This is a genomic window from bacterium, from assembly GCA_020440705.1.
Classification (GTDB): domain Bacteria; phylum Krumholzibacteriota; class Krumholzibacteriia; order LZORAL124-64-63; family LZORAL124-64-63; genus JAGRNP01.
On record JAGRNP010000086.1, the window covers coordinates 1 to 18,187 of the forward strand.

Below are 18,187 nucleotides of genomic sequence, written 5' to 3' on the forward strand. Positions count from 1 at the left end.
ACCCCGCCGAGGACGGCCGCGAACACGCCGCGGGCCCCGGCGGGCCGGCGCCGGCGCGGCGGGGCGGCGGTCGGTCGGGATGAGCTGTGGTGGTGGTCCATGGGGCCTTCCTCGCCCGGGCTGCGGGGGCTTTCCTCTCGACGACAATGGACTCCGGGCCGCGCCCTGACAACAGGAAACGCGGTCGGCGGTTCCCGGCCCGCGAGCCTCTTGCTGACGGACGGGGCGGGAGGCACTATTCTGGGAGCGAAGAGGATCAGCCGCGGGCCGCCGGGCCCGCCCGACCGGGAGCCGCACCGCCTTGAACAACCCGAAATGCCCGGCCTGCCAAGCTCCGTTGCCCTGGGGCGGCCTGCTGCGCCAGCTGCTCGGCCCGCGCCGGGTCAATGCGGCGACGTGGGGCGCGGTCTGCCCCGGTTGCGGCGCCCAGCTCAAGGTGCCCGCGGGGCGCGTGCTGCTCATCGGCGCCTGCGGCATCTTCTTCGGCAGCCAGTCGTCGACGATCCTGGTCCTGCGCGACATGACCACGGTCTCCTACTGGCTGGCCACCCTGTGGCTCATCGTCGGCTTCTACGCGCTGGCGATCTTCTTCCTGCTGAAACTGGAGCCCTGCGATGAACCGCAAGCGTGACGTCCGCGCCATGATCGTGCTGCTGGTCGTGCTCGTGGCCGGGCTCTTCCTCGGCAACTGGCAGCGGGCCGACGCCATGGTGCCCGAGGACATCCTGGCCATGCGGTCGGTCGCGCTGCTGGACGTGGCCCCGGACGGCGCGTTCCTGCTCTACGGCGTGGGCGCTTGGGACGAGTCGGGGCGCGAGAACCTCGTCACGATCTTCCGTCGCGACCTGGCCACGGGACGCGACCAGCTCCTGTTCACGCCGGCCGAGGGGGCCCGCGGCCCGGTGGTGCGCCCGGACGGCGGCGCCATCGCCTACGTGCGTGGTGGCGAGTCCGGCGACGAGCTCTGGCTGATGGACACCCAGGGCGGCGAAAGGCGTCTCGTGGCCGTGGTGCCCGGCGGTCTGGGCGCCCTGCACTGGTCGCCGGCGGGCGATGCGCTGGCCTGGATCGCGCCGCGGGACGGCGGCGACTACGAGGGCGAAACCGGGCACCGGGTCGTGGCCGACGATCTGGCCTACCGCCACCTGGGCGCCGGCTACCGCGAGGGCCGCCTCGACGCCCTGCACGTGATCGAACTGGCCGACGGCGCCGTGCGCCGGATCGCCGGCGGTCCCGACGCCGAGCCGGCCCTCGACGTGCGTGCGTGTTCCTGGTCGCCCGACGGGACGCGCCTCGTGTTCGCGGCCAAGCGCCGGGCCGATCTGGGCTGGAACCTGAACCAGGACCTGTGGCTGGTCGGCCGGGGTGGCGGCGAGCCCGGGCTGCTGACGACGAATCCCGGCGAGGACGCGAGCCCGGTCTGGCACCGGCCCGACCGCATCGCCTACACGCGGGCCACCGATCCCCTGTGGGAGTCGGCGCCGCGCACGGTGGCCGAGCTCGATCCGGCCACGGGCGAGGTGGGCGGCCTCACCCTGCACGGCGCGGACTTCGGCGACTGGTTCCGGAACTTCGTCATGATCGACGGGGTGCCCCACGTGCTCGGCGCACGCCGGGGCTGCCTCGACCTGGTCCGGTTCGGGCCCGACGGCCCGCAGGTCCTGACCGGCGGCGGCCACGACTTCTGGTCGCTGAAGGCGGCGGGCCGGCAGGTCTTCCTGCAGGGCGCGGGCCAGACCCTGCCGGGGGCCGTCTTCCAGGTCGATCTGGCCGAGAAGCGCATGCCGCCCCACCGGGCGCGCATCGTCGTCGACCCGAATCGCGACTGGCGGCAGCGGGTGGGTCTCGTCGAGCCGGAGCGATTCAGCCTGAAGGTCGCGGGCCGCGAGATCGAGGGCTGGATCTTCATGCCCGAGCACGTGGCGCCGGGCCAGAAGGTGCCCACCGTGCTCAGCATCCACGGGGGTCCCGAATGGATGTACGGCGGCTACTTCCTGCCCGAGTTCCACATCCTGCCGCGCTTCGGCTACGCCGTGGTGATCTGCAACCCGACCGGCAGCATGGGCTACGGCACGGCGTTCATGGCCGACGTGCAGGGCGACTGGACCGGCCGCCCGGCGCGCGAGGTCCTCGCCGTGCTCGACGCGATGGTCGACCGCGGCTGGGCCGACCCGGAGCGGCTGGCGCTCATGGGCGGCAGCTACGGCGGCTTCCTCGGCGCGGCCCTCACGACCCAGACCGACCGCTTCGCCGCCGCGGCTCTCGACCGCATGTTCGGCGACGCGGAGACCTTCTGGGGCACGACCGACGAGAAGTGGTTCCCCGAATGGGAATTCGGCGGTCGGCCATGGGATCCGCAGGCCGTCGAGACCTACGCGCGCAACTCGCCCTTCGCCCGGGTGGGGCAGGTGACGACGCCGACCCTGCTCAGCCACGGCCTGCGCGACTACCGGTGCCTCGCGGCCGGACCGGAGATGTGGTTCTCGGCGCTGCAGGCCCGCGGCGTCCCGTCGCGGTTCCTCCGCTTCGAGTCCGAGGGCCACGGCATCCGGCGCGCCGACAATCAGGTCTTCTACGCCAACCAGCTGCTGAACTGGTTCGACGAGCACGTGCTCGGTCCGGTGGGACCGGAGGGCGTGGCCGGCGACGACCCCCCGGGACGCCATGATTGACGGACCGCGCACCGCCCCGACGCCCGCCAAGCGGGCCAGCCTGTGGTTGCTGACGGCGGCCATGGTGCTGGTCATCGGGCTCAAGTCGTACGCCCCGCCGGTGGCGGGGATCCCCTGGCACGCCTTCGGCTGGCCGCTGCTGGCGGCGGGCCTGCTGCTGGGCCGGCGCGCCCGCGACCCCGAGGGCACCTGGGGCAAGACCACCGTGCTCCTGGCCTACCTCGTGGTGGTGCTCTTCTTCACCCGCATCGACGGCGACACCACCGACGGGCACGTGCTCGAGCTCGCCCTGAAGCTGGGCGTGGGCATCCTCGTGATCCCCGCCCTGGCGGCCAAGTACTGGCTCGGCCAGCCCCTCGACTACAGCTGGTTCCGCGGGCGCTGGTCGCTGAAGATGTGGCTGTGGCTGCCGGCCGGCTTCGTGCTGGCCTACGTGTTCATGTGGCTGTACTTCCACGAGTGGACGCCGACGCTGCACCTGAGCTGGCCGCTGCCCCTGGAGGGCGACCGCACCGAGGCCCTCTGGCGGCTCTTCTGGGGTTGCAACTTCGTGGGCGTGTGGGACGAACTGGCGTTCATCAACTTCGTCTTCGTCCTGCTGGCGCGGCACTTCCGTTTCGGCGAGGCGAACCTGGCCCAGGCGGTGTTCTTCACCAGCTTCCTGCACGAGATGGCCTTCGTGGGCTGGGGGCCGGTCGTGATCTATGCCTTCGCGCTGGTCCAGGGCTTCACCTACCGCCGCACCGGCTCGCTGTTCTACATCGTGATCCTGCACCTGATGATCGATTCGATCCTGTTCTACATGATCGCCAACCGGTGGTATCCGGGCTGGGGGTGGCACCCGTGGTGAGGACGTCCGCGGTCGCCTGCGGCCTGCTGCTGCTCGGCGCGGGCCTGGCCCTCGCCGGGGGGCCGCCCGAGCCCGTGTGGCGCGAACTGGAGCCCGGTCTCGAGGTGGGGCGCTTCGCCTCGCCGTCGCGCCGCCCGACGCCCGACGGCGACCTGACGGTGCTGCGCATCGACCCGGGCCGCTTCGCCCTGAAGCTGATCACCACCGCCGCCGACGACCCGGTGCCCGGCCGCGACGTGGTGGACTGGTGCGCCGAGCACGACCTGCTCGCCGCGGTGAACGCCGGCATGTACCAGGCCAACCGGCGCACCCACGTGGGCTACTGCAAGGTCGAGGGGCGGGTGGTCAACGGCTTCGCCAACGACTACCTGAGCGTGGCGGCGTTCGGGCCGCTCGATCCGGCCGACCCGCCCTTCCGCATCTTCGACCTGGACGAGATCTCCCTCGAGGACGTGGCGGCGCGCTACGCCAACGTGGTGCAGAACCTGCGGCTCATCAAGCGCGCGCGGGAGAACCGCTGGCAGCCGGACGACGATCGCTGGCGCGAGGCCGCCCTGGCCGAGGACGCCGCGGGCCGGGCCCTGATCGTGTACTGCCGCACCTCCTGGTCGATGCAGGAGTTCAACGAGATCCTGCTCTCCCTGCCCCTGGACGTGGTGGCGGCCCAGCACCTCGAGGGCCGCAGCCAGGCCCGCTTCCACATCGCCCATCCCGACCACGCAAGCGGCCCGGGCGACGTCGCGCCCGGGCCGTTGCTGCCCAACGTGCTGGGGGTCGTGCGGCGCGCGGCCCCGCCGGCGGCGGGCCGCTGACCGCCCGCGTTCCTACCTGACGATCACCACCCGGCCGGTGCGCACCTCGCGCCCGGTGTCCATGCGCACGAAGTACAGGCCGCTGGCCACGGCGCGGCCGTTCGCGTCGCGGCCGTCCCAGACCAGGGTGCTGGCGCCGCCGGCGACCGACCCGCTGTGCAGGCGGCGGACCCGGGCGCCCCGGGTGTCGTACACGGCGACGGTCACGTCCTGGCGGTCGGGGAGGGTCAGGCGCAGCTGCGCGCCCGAACCGCTCACGGTGCCGAGGACACGCAGGTCGACCGGCAGCACGATCCCGTCGCCGACCGGCGTGGCGGCCGTGACGCTGAACGGCGTGGCGGCGCAGAGGAGCGAGCGGCGGTCGCTCTCGCCGGCCCACGCCCGCCACCAGTAGTCGCCCTCGGCCAAGCCGGGCAGGGTCCAGGCGGTCTCGCCGGCCCCGGCGGCGACGTCGTCGGCCGCGGCCACGAGCTGGGTGCAGGCCGCGTCGGCGTAGACCCGGAAACCGTAGGACAGGGTCTGGCCCAGGGGGTCGGTCACGTTGCCCACGCGCAGCTCGCCGGCCGGCGCGACCGCGACGCCGATCGGCGCCACCGGCGCCGGGGCGGGCGGCACCTCGCCGCCGGCGAAGCCGATCACCTCGACGTCGTCGATGTACCAGCCGTCGTAGACCACCGAGTAGTCGGTCTCGAGCAGGAAGCGGATCTGCACCTCGCCGCTGACGTACGGCGACAGGTCGAGGTCGACCTGGCTCCAGCTCGTGTTCGTGCCAGTGTAGCTGGCGACGGTCGTCCAGATGCCGCCGGATCCCACCTGCACGCGACCGTAGTCGTAGTTCGACTCGATCTGGTAGCGGTGCCAGAAGCGCAGCCGCGTCGCCTGCAGGGGCAGGCTGATGGTGGCGCTCGTGGCCGAGTCGTTGCCGTAGTTGCCCGCCGGCGTGTCGGTGAGCGACCGCGACGGGGAGTGGCTGTAGGCGGCCGAGGTGCCCCACAGGCCGGTCAGGGTCCAGGCCCCGGTGCCCGTCTCGAAGTCGTCGCTGAAGAGGGCCGCCGCCTCGCCCACGGGGAAGCTGAGCGGGAAGCTCAGGTCGCCGTCGGCCATGTGCACGGTGACGGTGAAGGCGACCACGTGGCCGGACGGGCAGGCGGGGTCGACGCTGAACGGCAGCGGGTCGGCGGCGAGGTCGGTCTGGCCCAGGCTCGGCAGGGAGCCGATGGTGCGCGTCGCGGCGGTGAACTGCACCCACGGATCGTCGGTGGCGACGGTCACGTCGAAGCCCAGTTCGCTGACGTACACCGACTGGTTCTCGAGGGTGAAGCTGAGCTCGGCCGACTGGCCGGGCAGCACGGTCTTGGCGGCGTTCAGCACCACCGGCGTGTGGACGGCCACGAACGACCCCGCCGCGCGCATCAGGTAGATGTGGGGCCAGAGGTTGTCCTGGAACAGGGGCCCGCGCCGCGACTCGGCGGGCCAGAAGCCGTCCGAGCCGCCGCCGATCTCGTTGCTGAACGAGAAGAACTTCACGTGCTTCGACTCGTCGCCGTAGGCCCAGTCGAAGGCGCCGCCGTTCACGTCGTAGAGGACGTCGCCGGGCTGGCCGGGATCGTAGCCGTTGAACTTGGTCATCTCGAGGGCCATGTGGTCGAAGACCGCGTCGTCGGCGGTCGGCGTGGTGACGTAGCCCCAGGGATAGAGGGTCAGGTTGCTGTAGGTGTGCACCGTGTCGTGGGTGCGGATCTCGCGGCTGTTGATGAAGCCGGTCAGGGCCTGGATCTCGACCTCGGAGGCCGGCGAGGGACCGCGGTAGGTCTCGCTCGACGGGTCGCCGCTGCTGCCGATGTTGTCATAGCCCCAGCGGTAGGAGTAGTTGCGGTTCAGGTCGACGCCGTAGCTGCCGTCGCCGTTGGGGCGCCGGTTCTTGCGCCACAGGCCGCCGCCCGAGGGGTTGGTCAGCTCGTTGTAGACGAAGCCGTCCGGGTTGACGATGGGCACGACGTACAGCTCGCGGTTGTCCACCAGCCAGGTGATCTCCGGATCGGTGCCGTAGTTCTGCGCCAGGTACTCGGCGAACATGACCGGGAACTCCGAGGCCATGATCTCGCGCGAGTGGTGCAGGCCGTCGATGAGGATCTCGGGCTCGTTCTCGTCGACCTCCGGGTTGTCCGACACGCGGAAGGCGTAGATCTCGCGGCCCTCGTAGCTGAGGCCGATGGACCACTTGGCGCTGACGACGTCCGGGTACATGGCGTGCAGGCTGTCCATCCAGGCGATGCTCTCGCTGCGGGTGTGGAAGATGCCGAAGCCGACGCCCTTGTCGCCGTAGGAGAGGCTGGCCTCGAGGTTCTCCTCGACCACCTCGATGCTGCGGCCGGACGCGCGCAGGAAGGCGAGCGCCCGCGCGTCGGCGGCGATGTCCACCGAGACGCCCGGCTTGAAATGGATCACGTCGAGCAGGCCGCGGTTCGCCCGGACGAAGTCGGCGTCGGCGGGAGAGCTGATGTCGATCCGCACGAGGCGGTGGGGCGCGGGGTCGGCGGCGAGGGCGGCCGTGGCGCAGGCGAAGGCGACCAGAACGGGCACGAGGAGTTGGCGAGCGCGGGGCATGTCGGAACTTCCCTCCGGAACGGGCGAAACCCCGGGACGGCCCCGGGGCGGACGATGGTGTGGCCCTTGATTCTACCGGATCCGGGCCCGCGAAACAAATGCCCCGTGCGCCGGGCCCGGTGCGCGCCAGGTCCCCCGGGTACGGCAAGAGGCGCCGGAACCCGCCCGGCGCCTCTGCTTCCGCTGGTGGAACCCGCTGACCTACTTGGACTTGTCCACTTCGGCGCAGGTGCCCTTGACCGCGTTGATCGACACGGCGAGAGCCTTCTTCTCCTCGGCCGTCAGCTTGATCTTCACGATCTCCTCGACGCCGTTGCGGCCCAGGATGGCCGGCACGCCCAGGAAGAGGCCCTTCACGCCGTACTCGCCGTTCAGGTAGGCGGCCACGGGCAGGATCTTCCGCTTGTCGAAGGCGATGGCTTCGATCATCTCGAGCGCGCTCACCGCCGGGCTGACGAAGGCCGAGCCGCTGCCCAGCAGGCCCACGACCTCGCCGCCGGCGCCGCGGGTGCGGGTCTCGATCTTGGCCAGCTTGGCCTTGGAGACGAACTGCTCGACGGGCAGGCCGTAGACGCGGCAGGCGCTCCGCACGGGCACCATGGTGTCGCCGTGGCCGCCGAGCACGACCGCCTCGATGTTCTCCACCGAGACGTTGGCCTCCTTGGCCACGAAGTACTTGTAGCGGGCGCTGTCCAGCACGCCGGCCATGCCCATGATCTTGTTGGGCTTGCACTTCAGCTTCTTGAAGAGACGGTAGACGATGGCGTCGAGAGGGTTGGCGATGGAGATCACGAAGGCGTTCGGGGCGTACTTCCTGATCCCCTCGGCGACCATGTCGGTGATCTTCAGGTTCGTCGCCAGCAGTTCCTCGCGCGAGGGGAAGGTGCCGTCGGGACGGGCCTTGCGGGGCACGCCGGCGGTGTTGATGATGAAGTCGGCGCCCTCGAGCACCTCGTAGGTCTTGCTGCCCTCGAGGTTCACGTCGCGGCCGTAGACCGGGGTCGCCTCGGCGATGTCCAGGCACTTGCCCTTGGCGAAGTCGGGCGGAGCGACGTCCACCAGGCCGATGTTGCGGGCCAGCCCGCGGTTGACGATCTCCGAAGCGGCGACGCCACCGATGTTGCCGCCACCGACGATACCGATCTTGTTGATCATGACACCAGTCTCCTTGCACATTGGCGATCCGACACGGATGGACGCCGGTTCGCGCCTGGGATTTCGGGTTGTCGGCACGTTAACACCCTGGCGGGCGGAATTCCAGCATATTCGCTATTATGCAGGAGTTAAGCCGATCGTTCCGTCGAGAATGAGTATGGATTTCAGGAGACATCGATGACCGGAAAGCACGCCAACAACTGGGACAACCGCTACGACCAGGAGCGCTACTTCTACGGCACCGAGCCGAACCATCTGGTGGCGCGGGTCCTGCCGGGACTGCCCCGGGGCCGGGTGCTCTGCCTGGCCGAAGGCGAGGGCCGCAACGCCGTGTATGCCGCGACCCTGGGGCACCAGGTGGTGGCCGTGGACGAGAGCTTCGTCGGGCGGCGCAAGGCCCTCGAGCTGGCCGAGTACAGCGGCGTCGACCTGGAGTACCGCCTCGACGACGTCATCGGCGGCGCCTGGACCGACGAGACCTGGGACGTCATCGTGCTCTGTTTCGCCCACCTGGATCCGGCCTACATGCCCTCGGTGCACGCCGCGTGCGCGGCGGCCCTGGCCCCGGGCGGCACCCTCGTGCTCTGCTCGTTCAGCAGGGCGCAGTTCGGACGGAAGTCGGGCGGTCCGCCGCGGCTCGAATGGCTGCACGACGCCACCGAACTGGAGCGGCAGTTCCCCGGCCTGACGCTCGAGATGGAGGAGAAGGAAGTGCACCTGTCCGAGGGGACGGGGCACGTGGGCGCGGCCATGGTGATCGAGATGGTGGGGCGCAAGCCGGCGCGGTGACGCGGCGCCGACGCCGCGTCACCCCGGCCCGCATGCTACTTGATCAGGGCGAGAGCACGGGTGGCCCGCTCCCGCCCGCTTTCCGCGATGCAGTAGTACACCCCCGACGCGGCGGGTCCGCCGGCGTCGGTCAGGCCGTTCCAGGTGAACTCGTGCCGACCGGCGTCGAGGGGGATGCCGCCCGCGAGCGTGCGCACGGTCCGGCCCCGCACGTCGCAGATGCGCACCTTCACCACGCCCGCCTTCGCCAGCGACAGGGCCACCGTCGTCTTCGGATTGAACGGATTCGGCCACGCTTCCGCGATCGCCAGGCGCGGGTTCGGAAGGTCGCCGACCCCGGACAGCTCCTGGCCCTGCTGGCACGAGTCCAGGATGCCGTCGCCGTTCCAGTCGCGGCCCGGATCGAGGGCGATATCCTCGTCGTCGGGCACCCCGTTCAGGTCGCAATCGGGCGCCAGACCGTCCGGGCACGACAGGGGCAGGATCCGCAGGCCGCCGGCGCCGTCGGCCACCGTCAGGACCGGGTACATGAACTCGAGGAAGCAGGCGCTGTCCCCCGTCGAACCCTGGCCGGACAGCTTCGGCACGGTGGGTGTGGAGATGTCGCAGACGAGGGTCCCGAGCGGCCCCGCGGCGAGATAGGCGTGATCTCCGAACACGGAGATGCCGGTGACGTACCGGGCCGTCGGCAACCCGGCGACGATCGCGGGCGCCGCCGGCGACGACACGTCGACGACGACCAGGCCCTGGGCCGTGGCCACGAAGGCGTGATCCCCCTTGAGGGCCACGTCCCAGGCGTAGCCCGTCGGCGAACCGCCCATCTCGATGGGCTTGGCGGGATCCGCGACGACCACGATCTGCAGCCCCGGGCCCGTGCCGGTGATGTAGGCCCGCCCCCCGTCCACCAGCACGTTCTCGCAGTACTGGCCGTTGGCGAAGGTGCCGAGCGGAACCGGCACGGCCGGGTTCGTGATGTCGAAGATCCGCAGGCCGGCCGAACCGTCCGCCACGTAGAGCCGCTCGTTCCGGACGGTGACGCCGTTGACCGCGTCGTCGGCGGCGATCTCACCCACGATGACCGGCAGCGCCGGGTCGGCGAGGTCGACGATCTGGAGTCCGCCCGCTTCGCAGGCCACGAACGCGTGGTCGCCCGACTGCACCGCGTGCACCGCGGGGCCCGGCAGGGGCAGGCTGCCGAGCAGCACCGGGGCGGAGGGGTCGGCCGCATCGAACACGGAGAGGCCGCCGGTCGAGTCGGCGACGCACACGCGGTCGCCGAGGACGCTGACGCCCACGGCGCGTCCGGCGGTGGCTGTGGCCGACAGGGAATCGGCGGCGCCCGCCGGCACGGCCGTGATCACGTGGAGGTCGGACGCGCAGAGGTAGATCCGGTCGCCGGCCGCCGCGACATGGCCACCGAAGCCGTTCGTCTCGACATGGTCGACGACGGCCGGCAGGGCCGGGTCGGCGATGTTGACGACCAGGAGATCGGACTGGTCGGCGGCGAGATAGGCGACGTCGCCGACCACGGCTACATCCCTGGTCGGGACCGCGAGGCTCCCCACGATCACCGGCAGCGCCGGCGCCGTCAGATCGAGCACGAGGAGGGACCACGCCTGGGACACGTACGCCATGGGGGCGTCGAAGGTGATCCGGTCGGCCGAACCCGGCGTGTCGAGGGTGTGGACGAGCGCCGGCGATCCGGGCACGGAGATGTCGTAGACATGGATGTGGCTGCCCATGTAGTCGCCGGCCGCCAGGTAGGCGTATTCGCCCAGGATCCGGATGTTTCGCGCGATGCCGTCGACCGGGATCGTGGCCGTCAGCGCAGGGGCCGCCGGATTGGAGACATCGACGACCTGCAGGCCGGTCGAAGCGGCGGCGAGATAGGCCCAGGAGCCCGCAACGGCCACGCCGGCCGCCCCCTCCGAGCCCGTCGCCACCTGCCCGATGATCGTTGGAACCGCCGGATCGGAGACGTCGACGATCCGCAGCCCATAGAACGCGACCGGCGCGTACACGAGATCACCGACGCGGTCGAGGTCGCTGACCAGATCACCCAGGTCGACCCAGCCCTGGGGTGCGGGCAGGTCGGGGTCGCTGAAGTCGAAGACGCCGAGCATCGTGGCCGACATGGCCACGGCCTGGTCGCCGTCCAGGAGGATGGCGCCGTACATGCCGGGACCGTCCACCGAATTGAGGACGCGGTCGCCCATGGGATAGCCGACGCACTGGCCGACGGCCGGGCCGGCGGCGAGCGGCATGAGGCCCGCCAGGAGCAGACAGGCCCCGACGAGCGCGAAGACGGACGAGCCGGCGGGACGATGGAGGGCAAGAAGGGCGAAGCGGATCACGGTGGTCCTCCCCCACGATATGGGCACGGATAGGGCGATCGGGGTCATGAGTGCCCGGCCGCGGATTCCTGTGGCGGGGGAAGGCGGACGCCTGACGCAGGCGTAGCCGTGCGATCCCCCCGGGAAGGGTACCACGATCACGGCCGGCCGTGGGCGAAAACCGGAGGAAGGCGGCGGGAAGCCTAGCCGAAGGTCCCCGCCACCGCGATCGCCGACCAGGTCTCGAAGGTGCCGCCGTCCGGCGCCTGCCCGGGGCCGGTCATGGCGACGAGCTCGGACGCGGGGAGCCACAGGGCCCGGTGGGGCTCGGCCTGGGCGCTGACCAGCTCCATGAGCGCGGCGTCGGTGCCGTCCAGCCCGTCCAGATCGACCCGGAAGACCACCCCGAAGTGCACGCTCGAGACATCGTCGGCGTCGGAGTTGATGAAGCCGGTCATGGTCAGGGCGTCGGCGCCGGGGTTCAGGCCGGTCTCCTCTTCCATCTCGCGCAGGGCCGTGGCCAGCACCAGCCCGTTGGTCTTCACCGTGGCGTCGTCCCGGTCGAGGGGCTCGATGTGGCCGCCGAAGCCCACCGACCACAGGCCGCCGAGCCGCGCCTCGGTGTGCTTGGTGCGGCGCTGGTAGCAGAGCACGCGGGCATCGTCGCCCGTGCCGCGCTGCAGCATCAGGTAGGGGATGAGCTGCTTGTAGTGGGAGTTGTGCTCCATGTAGTCGCGCTCGGCGAAGAAGAGGTGCGTCCCCAGGCCGTCGAGGTCGACCGCGTCGGGGGACAGGAAGCCCTGGGGGCTGAGGCCGGGGAAGAGGTGCTTGCGTTCGATGACCAGGATGGTGCGCACGGCGGGGCCTTTCCGGGACGGGACTGCGGGAGCGACGATTCGGACGCGCCAATCTAGCACAAGATCCAGGGCGGAGACAGTTTTCGCGAAATGACGCCCGCGAGCCGACGCGACGGCAGGATCGGTGCCCTGCCGTCTGTTCCCGGCCGAGAGAGCGCCGCCTAGGGCAGGAACCGCCCCACATTCGCCAGCTTTTGCGGCAGGTATTCGTCGATCACGTAGTTCAGCCCGTGCTTGGCCAGGGCCTGCTGCTCGGCGCGGACCCCCATCTTGATCATCTGCTCGAGCGCCAGCTGCCACGGCCGGTAGTGCAGGATGAAGGGGTCGTTCTTCAGGGCGTCCCGGGCGCGCTTGATGTCGACGTCCTTCAGCGGGTGGGTCGGCAGCTGGTAGTCGATGATGTCCTGGGGCGTGATGCCCAGCAGGTGGGCCTGGGGCACGCAGAAGTACTCGTTCAGGTGGGCGGCATTGCCCGAGCCCACCTTCAGGGTGCGGTAGATGTTCGAGAAGCCGTAGGGATCGCCGTCGACGAAGACGTACACGGGCAGGCCGTAGCTGTCGGCGAGGCGCCGCACGAAGCGGCGGCAGGCGCGGGTCGGCACGCCGCCGAGGGAGATCAGGATGCAGTTGGCCGTCTTCCAGTAGTTGTGCTTCACCAGGCGCTGGAACATGCCGGCGGTCTCGATGCAGAGGATGAACTGGGCGTCGGTCTCGAACTTGAGCTCCTCGACCGAGATGGGGATGGAGTAGGCGCCGCTGCCGAAGCGGGTGCAGTCGATGCGGAGCTCCTCGCCGGTGTCGCGGTCGTGGTCGATCACGACGAGGCGCCCGGCCACGTCGCCGCCCTTCTCCTCGGGCACGAAGCCGAGCTGCTCGCGGTTCACGCCGAAGAAGGCCTCCACGTCCTCCATCACCGTGTCCGACTCGGGCTGCTCCTTGAAGCGGGCCTCGGCCCAGTTCTTCGAGACGTAGTACGCCTCCCGCTTGGTGGCGATGTCGTCGGTCTCGATGAGTTCCTTCGAGAGCGCCATCATCTTCAGGGTCTGGGCGAAGGTCTTGACGGTGTTCACCGTCAGGGTGCGCTCCTTGAGCTTGCCCTTCAGCTTGAAGTACCCGGTCTTGGCGTTGTAGTCGACGTTGTTCAGCGACCGCAGGGGGAACTTCATGTTCGGCTTCTGGCCCAGGAGGATCTTCTGCCGGATGATGTTCGACTCGGTGCGGATGCGGCGCGAGACCTTGCTGTAGGCGGTGCCGCGGGCCGACGTCGACTCGTCGGTGGTGTTCACCCGCGGGGGGCCCCCGGCCGTGGTCTTCGGGGCGGCCGGGCCCGGCGCCCTGGCCGCGGTCTTCTTGGCGGCCGCCTTCTTCGTCGTCTTCTTCGCGGCGGCGACTGCGGGGGCGGACGCGGCGGGGGCGGACGCGGACGCCGACTTCGGAGCGGACCCGAATCCGAGCTCACCCTGGCCGGACTCGGCGGCGGAGCGGGCGGTCTTCTTCGTGACCTTCTTCGTCGGCTTCCGGGCGGGCGCTTTCTTCACGGCCTTTTTCGTGGTCTTCTTCGCGGTCGGTTTCTTCGCCAATGCGGTTACCTCGGGTCCGGGTCCGGTTGCGGGCGGCTAGAGCTTGCGGCTGCGCTCGAGGGTGTCGGTGAGGGTCGCGATGACCTCGTCCTTCTCCTGGTCGGAGATCAGCAGGATCTCCTGCAGCGCGTCCCCGATGTGGGGGATGTACTTCTGGATGTAGCTCTGCTTCTTCAGGGCGTCCTTCTCGCGGGCGCGGCGCCGGATGTGCTTGCCGAGGCGGCGGCCGGCCTCCTGCAGGGCGAGCTTCATCTCCTTGATGATCTCGGGGTAGTGGGCCACGGCCTCCTTCGACTCGGAGGTGAACGGCACCCACACCGAGGCCATGTGCACCAGCACCACCAGCGGCGCCGTGGGCAGGGCGCCCTTGCTCTGCTGCAGGCCGTAGCTGCGCCAGTTGCTGGTCAATACGGCCTTGTGGATGGCGCAGGCGGAGTTCTGGTACAGCAGGGGCACGCGGTTGGCGAAGCGCATCAGCTTGGCCAGCTCGTCGCCGGGCAGCTGGCCGCCATAGGCCAGACCGACCTCGATCTGGAAGGGGTTGCCGCGGTAGACGGCCGCCGGCCGCGTGACCGAAGTGTAGAACTCGGCCTCGACGCCCGACTTGAGGCCGGCCATGACCAGGTCCTCGCCGATGGGCGAGAGGCAGTCGGTGGGCGGGCTGGCGATGCGCGTCTCGGCGATGGCGTCGAGCAGGTTCTGGATGTCTTCCTGCACCAGGCGCTTGGGGTTCTTGCGGGCCGGGATGTTCGCCGTCTCGAGGATCTGCTCGGCGGTCTTGGCGCCGACGCGGCAGAACTCGTCCTTCAGGAAGGCGTTCACGTTGCGCGACTCGGTGTCCTGCAGCATGCGCGTCAGGATGCCCAGCTCGACGCCGTACGGGTGCGGCTTGATCTCCTGCGCCTCGGGCGGCAGTTCGGTGGTCGCGTTGGCGTACACCAGCGTTTCGCCCTTGGGGTTCCTGTAGGTCAGGTGCAGGTGCGGGTTCGCGATGGCCGTCTGCTCGAGGTAGTTGTCGACCGAGTGCTGGCCGCGCTTGTAGCTGCCGGTGAGCGTGATCTCGATGCGCGTGCCGCGGTCCTTCTCCCAGATGGTCTCGTCGCCGGCCAGGATCGTGGGCTCGTTCTTCTTCAGGTCGAGCTTGATCTGGAAGCGGTGGGCGGGGGCCTTGGGGCCGGTGCGGCTGTAGATGGTGACCGGCTCGCCGGTGGTCAGCTGGCCGTACATGCCGGCGGCCGAGATGCCGATGCCCTGCTGGCCGCGGGTCTGCTTGAGCGAGTGGAACTTGCTGCCGTACAGCAGCTTGCCGAAGATCCGCGGGATCTGGGCCTTGACGATGCCCGGCCCGTTGTCCTCGATGATGAGCTTGAAGCGGTCTTCCTTGGTGGCGGCGGCGGTCTTGCCGTTGCCGTTCTTCTTCTCGGCGGCGGCGCCGTCGTCGAGACTCGAAAGCTCGAGACCGAGCTTCTGCGGGTAGTCGGGCCGGATCTCGACGAACAGGCGCGGCGGGATGCCCGCCTCCTCGCACGCGTCGAGGCTGTTGTCGACGGCTTCCTTGATGGTGGTCAGGAGCGCCTTGGCCGGCGAGTCGAAGCCGAGCAGGTGCCGGTTCTTGGTGAAGAACTCGCTGATGGAGATGGCGCGCTGGTTGGCGGCCATGGCGTTGGCGTCCTTGGGGGAGCGCTTCTTCGCCGAGGAACTGCGGGGTGCGGCCATGCCGGTAACCTTCCGTGGTCGAGCCGGAGCCTGTCGGGATGTCCGAAAGCGGGCAGGGCTGGGTTGTCCGGAAACTCGGTTGCGTCGCGTCGAGCCTGCTCGAGAACCTGTGCGGGATCCGCGGTGGCCGAAAAATAGGGCAACGCCGGGCCCGGGGTCAACGGTAAAGGGACTTGAGGCCCCCGAACGACGTCCTGACCGTCGGCACGTTGTCGTCGCAGAGGAACTCGATGTCGAACCCGCCCATCTGCTCGGTATCCGGGGGGCGCACGGCGTCGACGCCGACGTACCAGGTGCCCGCCGCGGCGCCCTCGTTGACCAGGGCGTAGGTCTCGCTCCCCCCGGCGAGCCGCTCGTCCACGAAGGCGACGCACTCGGCGTCGGGGCCGCAGCTGCGGAAGATCCACAGGCACACGTCGAAGACCGGCTGGATGTCCAGGGCGGTGATCACCACGTCGTGGCCCGCCGGCAGCGTCAGGGCGTACCACTGTTCGCCGGCGGTGCGGGGGAAGGTGCCGCAGGCGAAGCTGCGCAGCAGGTCGGGCTGTCCGAAGAGGGTCTCGTCCGCGATGGTGACGGTCGTGCCCGCGCAGGCGACCGGCGTGGCGTCGCCGGTGCAGATCCCGTCGGGCAGGCCCACCGGCCGGGTCGTCAGTGCGAGCTCGAAGGCGCCGGCGTCGCCGTTGGCGCCGTCGACGACGAGGTAGTAGGTCTGGACGTCGAGCACGGCCGTGAACTCGGTGTTGGCGCCCACCAGGCAGTCGTCGCTGTCGCAGCCGGACAGGAGGAAGAGATCGAGGTCCCGGGTCGGATCGAGTGCCCGCAGGAAGGCATGCAATTCGAGCCCGGCGGCCACCTCGAGGCGATAGACGGGCTCCGGGCCCGACTCGGACCAGGGGGCGCAGGGGTAGCCCGACAGGACGTTGCTCCGGCCGGTGGTGCTGTCGGCGAGGGTGGAGTCCATGCCGACGGTGAGGGTGAGCACGTCGGGCGGGTCGCAGGGGAAGGGCACCCGCTGGTAGACGAAGTCGGGGTCGGCGGGCTTGAGGTCGGGGCCGACGCTGCGCAGCTCGAAGGCGTGGGCGAGGGTGGGCAAGGCCAGCAGCACGACGGCGGCACAGGCCAAGACGTTGCGATGGAAGGGCATGGCCGAACGCATGGGACGGGCACTCGCAATCTCAGGGGAGGGACCGGGAGCCGCGGCCCGCGCGGCGGGGCCGACCCTCTAAGCTTAGCACACGGGCCGCCGGGCGCCAAATCCCGGGGCGGCCGCGCGTCACAAAAGCGTTAACTCTTTTCGAACATTGACGATCTAGGACGCGAGCCTATTTTTGCGGGACATCCCTGCAGAGCAACCGCGGCCGGGACGACCGACGTCGCCCGGGGCCGCCCACCCCGCCCAGCCGCCGTGCTGACCAAGGAGCCGGGAAAAATGAGAGTCAACTTCGTCGATCTGAAAGCCCAGTACCAGACCATCAGGACCGAAGTGGACGCGGCCATCCAGGGCGTGCTGGACAGCTGCGCGTTCGTCAACGCGCGCGGCTTCGAGGGCGAGTTCGCCGCCTACTGCGAACGCAAGCACTGCGTCGGCGTGGGCAACGGCACCGACGCCCTCGCCATGGCCATGTGGAGCGCGGGCCTCGGACCCGGCGACGAGGCCATCACTGCGGCCAACACCTTCATCGCCACGGCCGAGGGCATCGGCTGGACCGGCGCGACCCCGGTCTTCGTCGACTGCGATCCGGTGAGCTACAACCTCGACCCGACGAAGATCGAGGCGGCCATCACGGCGAAGACGAAGGCCATCGTGCCGGTGCACCTGTACGGCCAGCCCGCCGACATGGACCCGATCATGGCCATCGCCGAGAAGCACGGCCTGATGGTCATCGAGGACTGCGCCCAGTCCCACGGCGCGACCTACAAGGGCCGCAAGGCCGGCACCTTCGGCCGGGCGGCGTGCTACAGCTTCTATCCGGGCAAGAACCTCGGCGCCTACGGCGACGCCGGCGCGGTCACGACCGACGACGAGGCGCTCGCGGTGCAGATCCGCCAGCTCGGCGACCACGGCTCGAAGGTCAAGTACCAGCACGATTTCGAGGGCCTGAACAGCCGGCTCGACGGCATCCAGGGCGCGGTGCTCGGCGTCAAGCTGAAGCACCTCGACGAGTGGACCGACCGCCGCATCGAGGTGGCCCGGATGTACAACGAGGGCCTCGCGGACGTGTGCATCGTGCCGCAGACGGCGCCCGACGTGCGCCACGTCTTCCACCTGTACGTGATCCAGGTGAACAATCGCGAGGAGCTGATGACCCACCTGCAGGAGCAGGGGATCGCCAGCGGCATCCACTATCCGGTGCCCCTGCCCGTGACGCCGGCCTACGCCCACCTGGGCGGCCGGGCGGCCGATTTCCCGGTGGCTTGCGGCATCGCGGACAAGATCGTGTCCCTGCCCATGCACGGGGACTTGACGGATGATGATGTGAAATTGGTGATCGATGAGGTGAAAAAGGTGGCAAAATAAGTCGCGATCTGGTATGATAATCAGGTAAAACAGCATGACTACGGGGTTTGGTCGATCAGGTCGAACCCCGTTTTCTCACACTTCGATTGCTTCCTGCCGCAGATTCCGGCGTCGCCGATTCGGGGGAGTTGTGATTGACATTTTCGGCTCGGAATCTAGCTTGATAGATACTCGCCTCACTGCACGGGATGCCCGGGGGTCAATCCTGTAAATTTGTTAAAGTCAAGGTAGTTGCTTGCGATAACAGGATTGGGATCGACGGGTCCGGAGGGGTACGCCCATGCGCGGCGACCGT

Annotated in this window: 14 protein-coding genes; 7 read left to right on the plus strand and 7 right to left on the minus strand. The window is 69.8% G+C overall.

Annotated features, from left to right (window positions below):
* Nucleotides 1–301 precede the first annotated feature (301 nt).
* The 4 genes from KDM41_12625 to KDM41_12640 are packed head-to-tail and all read left to right on the plus strand — an operon-like array spanning nucleotide 302 to nucleotide 4,334.
* Nucleotides 302–631 carry a hypothetical protein gene (locus tag KDM41_12625; GenBank protein MCB1184272.1) on the plus strand — a complete coding sequence of 110 codons (330 nt, stop codon included), beginning with the start codon at nucleotides 302–304 and terminating at the stop codon, nucleotides 629–631.
* Nucleotides 615–2,672, plus strand: coding sequence for a S9 family peptidase (locus KDM41_12630; GenBank protein MCB1184273.1), 2,058 nt, complete (start codon nucleotides 615–617; stop codon nucleotides 2,670–2,672). The genes KDM41_12625 and KDM41_12630 overlap by 17 nt, the downstream gene beginning before the upstream one ends.
* Entirely contained in the window at nucleotides 2,665–3,522 is an 858-nt protein-coding gene (locus KDM41_12635) for a CPBP family intramembrane metalloprotease (GenBank protein ID MCB1184274.1), read from the plus strand. Before KDM41_12630 ends, KDM41_12635 begins: the two co-directional genes overlap by 8 nt.
* Entirely contained in the window at nucleotides 3,516–4,334 is an 819-nt protein-coding gene (locus tag KDM41_12640; GenBank protein MCB1184275.1) for a phosphodiester glycosidase family protein, read from the plus strand. The genes KDM41_12635 and KDM41_12640 overlap by 7 nt, the downstream gene beginning before the upstream one ends.
* Before the next feature lie 12 nt (nucleotides 4,335–4,346).
* Here KDM41_12640 and KDM41_12645 read toward each other — a convergent pair whose 3' ends face one another.
* Both KDM41_12645 and KDM41_12650 read right to left on the minus strand, forming a co-directional pair.
* The gene (locus KDM41_12645) at nucleotides 4,347–6,941 is read right to left on the minus strand and encodes a hypothetical protein (protein MCB1184276.1); all 2,595 of its coding nucleotides are present in this window, start codon (nucleotides 6,939–6,941) and stop codon (nucleotides 4,347–4,349) included.
* A gap of 201 nt (nucleotides 6,942–7,142) precedes the next feature.
* Entirely contained in the window at nucleotides 7,143–8,096 is a 954-nt protein-coding gene (locus tag KDM41_12650; protein MCB1184277.1) for a malate dehydrogenase, read from the minus strand.
* 177 nt (nucleotides 8,097–8,273) lie between these two features.
* Here KDM41_12650 and KDM41_12655 point away from each other — a divergent pair, with 177 nt between their 5' ends.
* Nucleotides 8,274–8,885, plus strand: a complete 612-nt coding sequence (locus KDM41_12655; protein ID MCB1184278.1) for a methyltransferase domain-containing protein — start codon at nucleotides 8,274–8,276, stop codon at nucleotides 8,883–8,885.
* A 35-nt stretch (nucleotides 8,886–8,920) separates the two neighbouring features.
* Here the strand turns inward: KDM41_12655 and KDM41_12660 are convergent, their stop codons facing one another.
* From KDM41_12660 to KDM41_12670, 3 genes are all read right to left on the minus strand, one after another.
* A complete protein-coding gene (locus KDM41_12660) occupies nucleotides 8,921–11,239 on the minus strand; it encodes a hypothetical protein (protein ID MCB1184279.1) in 2,319 nt (772 codons plus the stop codon).
* Nucleotides 11,240–11,421: 182 nt separating this feature from the next.
* Complete coding sequence (locus KDM41_12665; GenBank protein ID MCB1184280.1) at nucleotides 11,422–12,075, minus strand: NUDIX domain-containing protein; 654 nt, start codon at nucleotides 12,073–12,075, stop codon at nucleotides 11,422–11,424.
* Between the two features lie 161 nt (nucleotides 12,076–12,236).
* Nucleotides 12,237–13,241 (minus strand): DNA topoisomerase IV subunit A, encoded by a 1,005-nt coding sequence (locus KDM41_12670; protein ID MCB1184281.1) that lies wholly within the window; start codon nucleotides 13,239–13,241, stop codon nucleotides 12,237–12,239.
* A 184-nt stretch (nucleotides 13,242–13,425) separates the two neighbouring features.
* Between KDM41_12670 and KDM41_12675 the strand changes: the two genes are divergently transcribed.
* Complete coding sequence (locus KDM41_12675; GenBank protein MCB1184282.1) at nucleotides 13,426–13,695, plus strand: hypothetical protein; 270 nt, start codon at nucleotides 13,426–13,428, stop codon at nucleotides 13,693–13,695.
* On the opposite strand, the gene KDM41_12680 is transcribed toward KDM41_12675, so the two are convergent.
* Both KDM41_12680 and KDM41_12685 read right to left on the minus strand, forming a co-directional pair.
* Nucleotides 13,692–15,371: a DNA topoisomerase VI subunit B gene (locus KDM41_12680; GenBank protein MCB1184283.1), complete on the minus strand. Its 1,680-nt coding sequence runs from the start codon at nucleotides 15,369–15,371 to the stop codon at nucleotides 13,692–13,694. The genes KDM41_12675 and KDM41_12680 overlap by 4 nt on opposite strands.
* Nucleotides 15,372–15,528: 157 nt before the next feature.
* Entirely contained in the window at nucleotides 15,529–16,530 is a 1,002-nt protein-coding gene (locus KDM41_12685) for a hypothetical protein (protein ID MCB1184284.1), read from the minus strand.
* A gap of 273 nt (nucleotides 16,531–16,803) precedes the next feature.
* On the opposite strand from KDM41_12685, the gene KDM41_12690 reads away from it, so the two are divergent.
* Complete coding sequence (locus KDM41_12690) at nucleotides 16,804–17,892, plus strand: DegT/DnrJ/EryC1/StrS family aminotransferase (protein MCB1184285.1); 1,089 nt, start codon at nucleotides 16,804–16,806, stop codon at nucleotides 17,890–17,892.
* The last annotated feature ends 295 nt before the right edge of the window (nucleotides 17,893–18,187 follow it).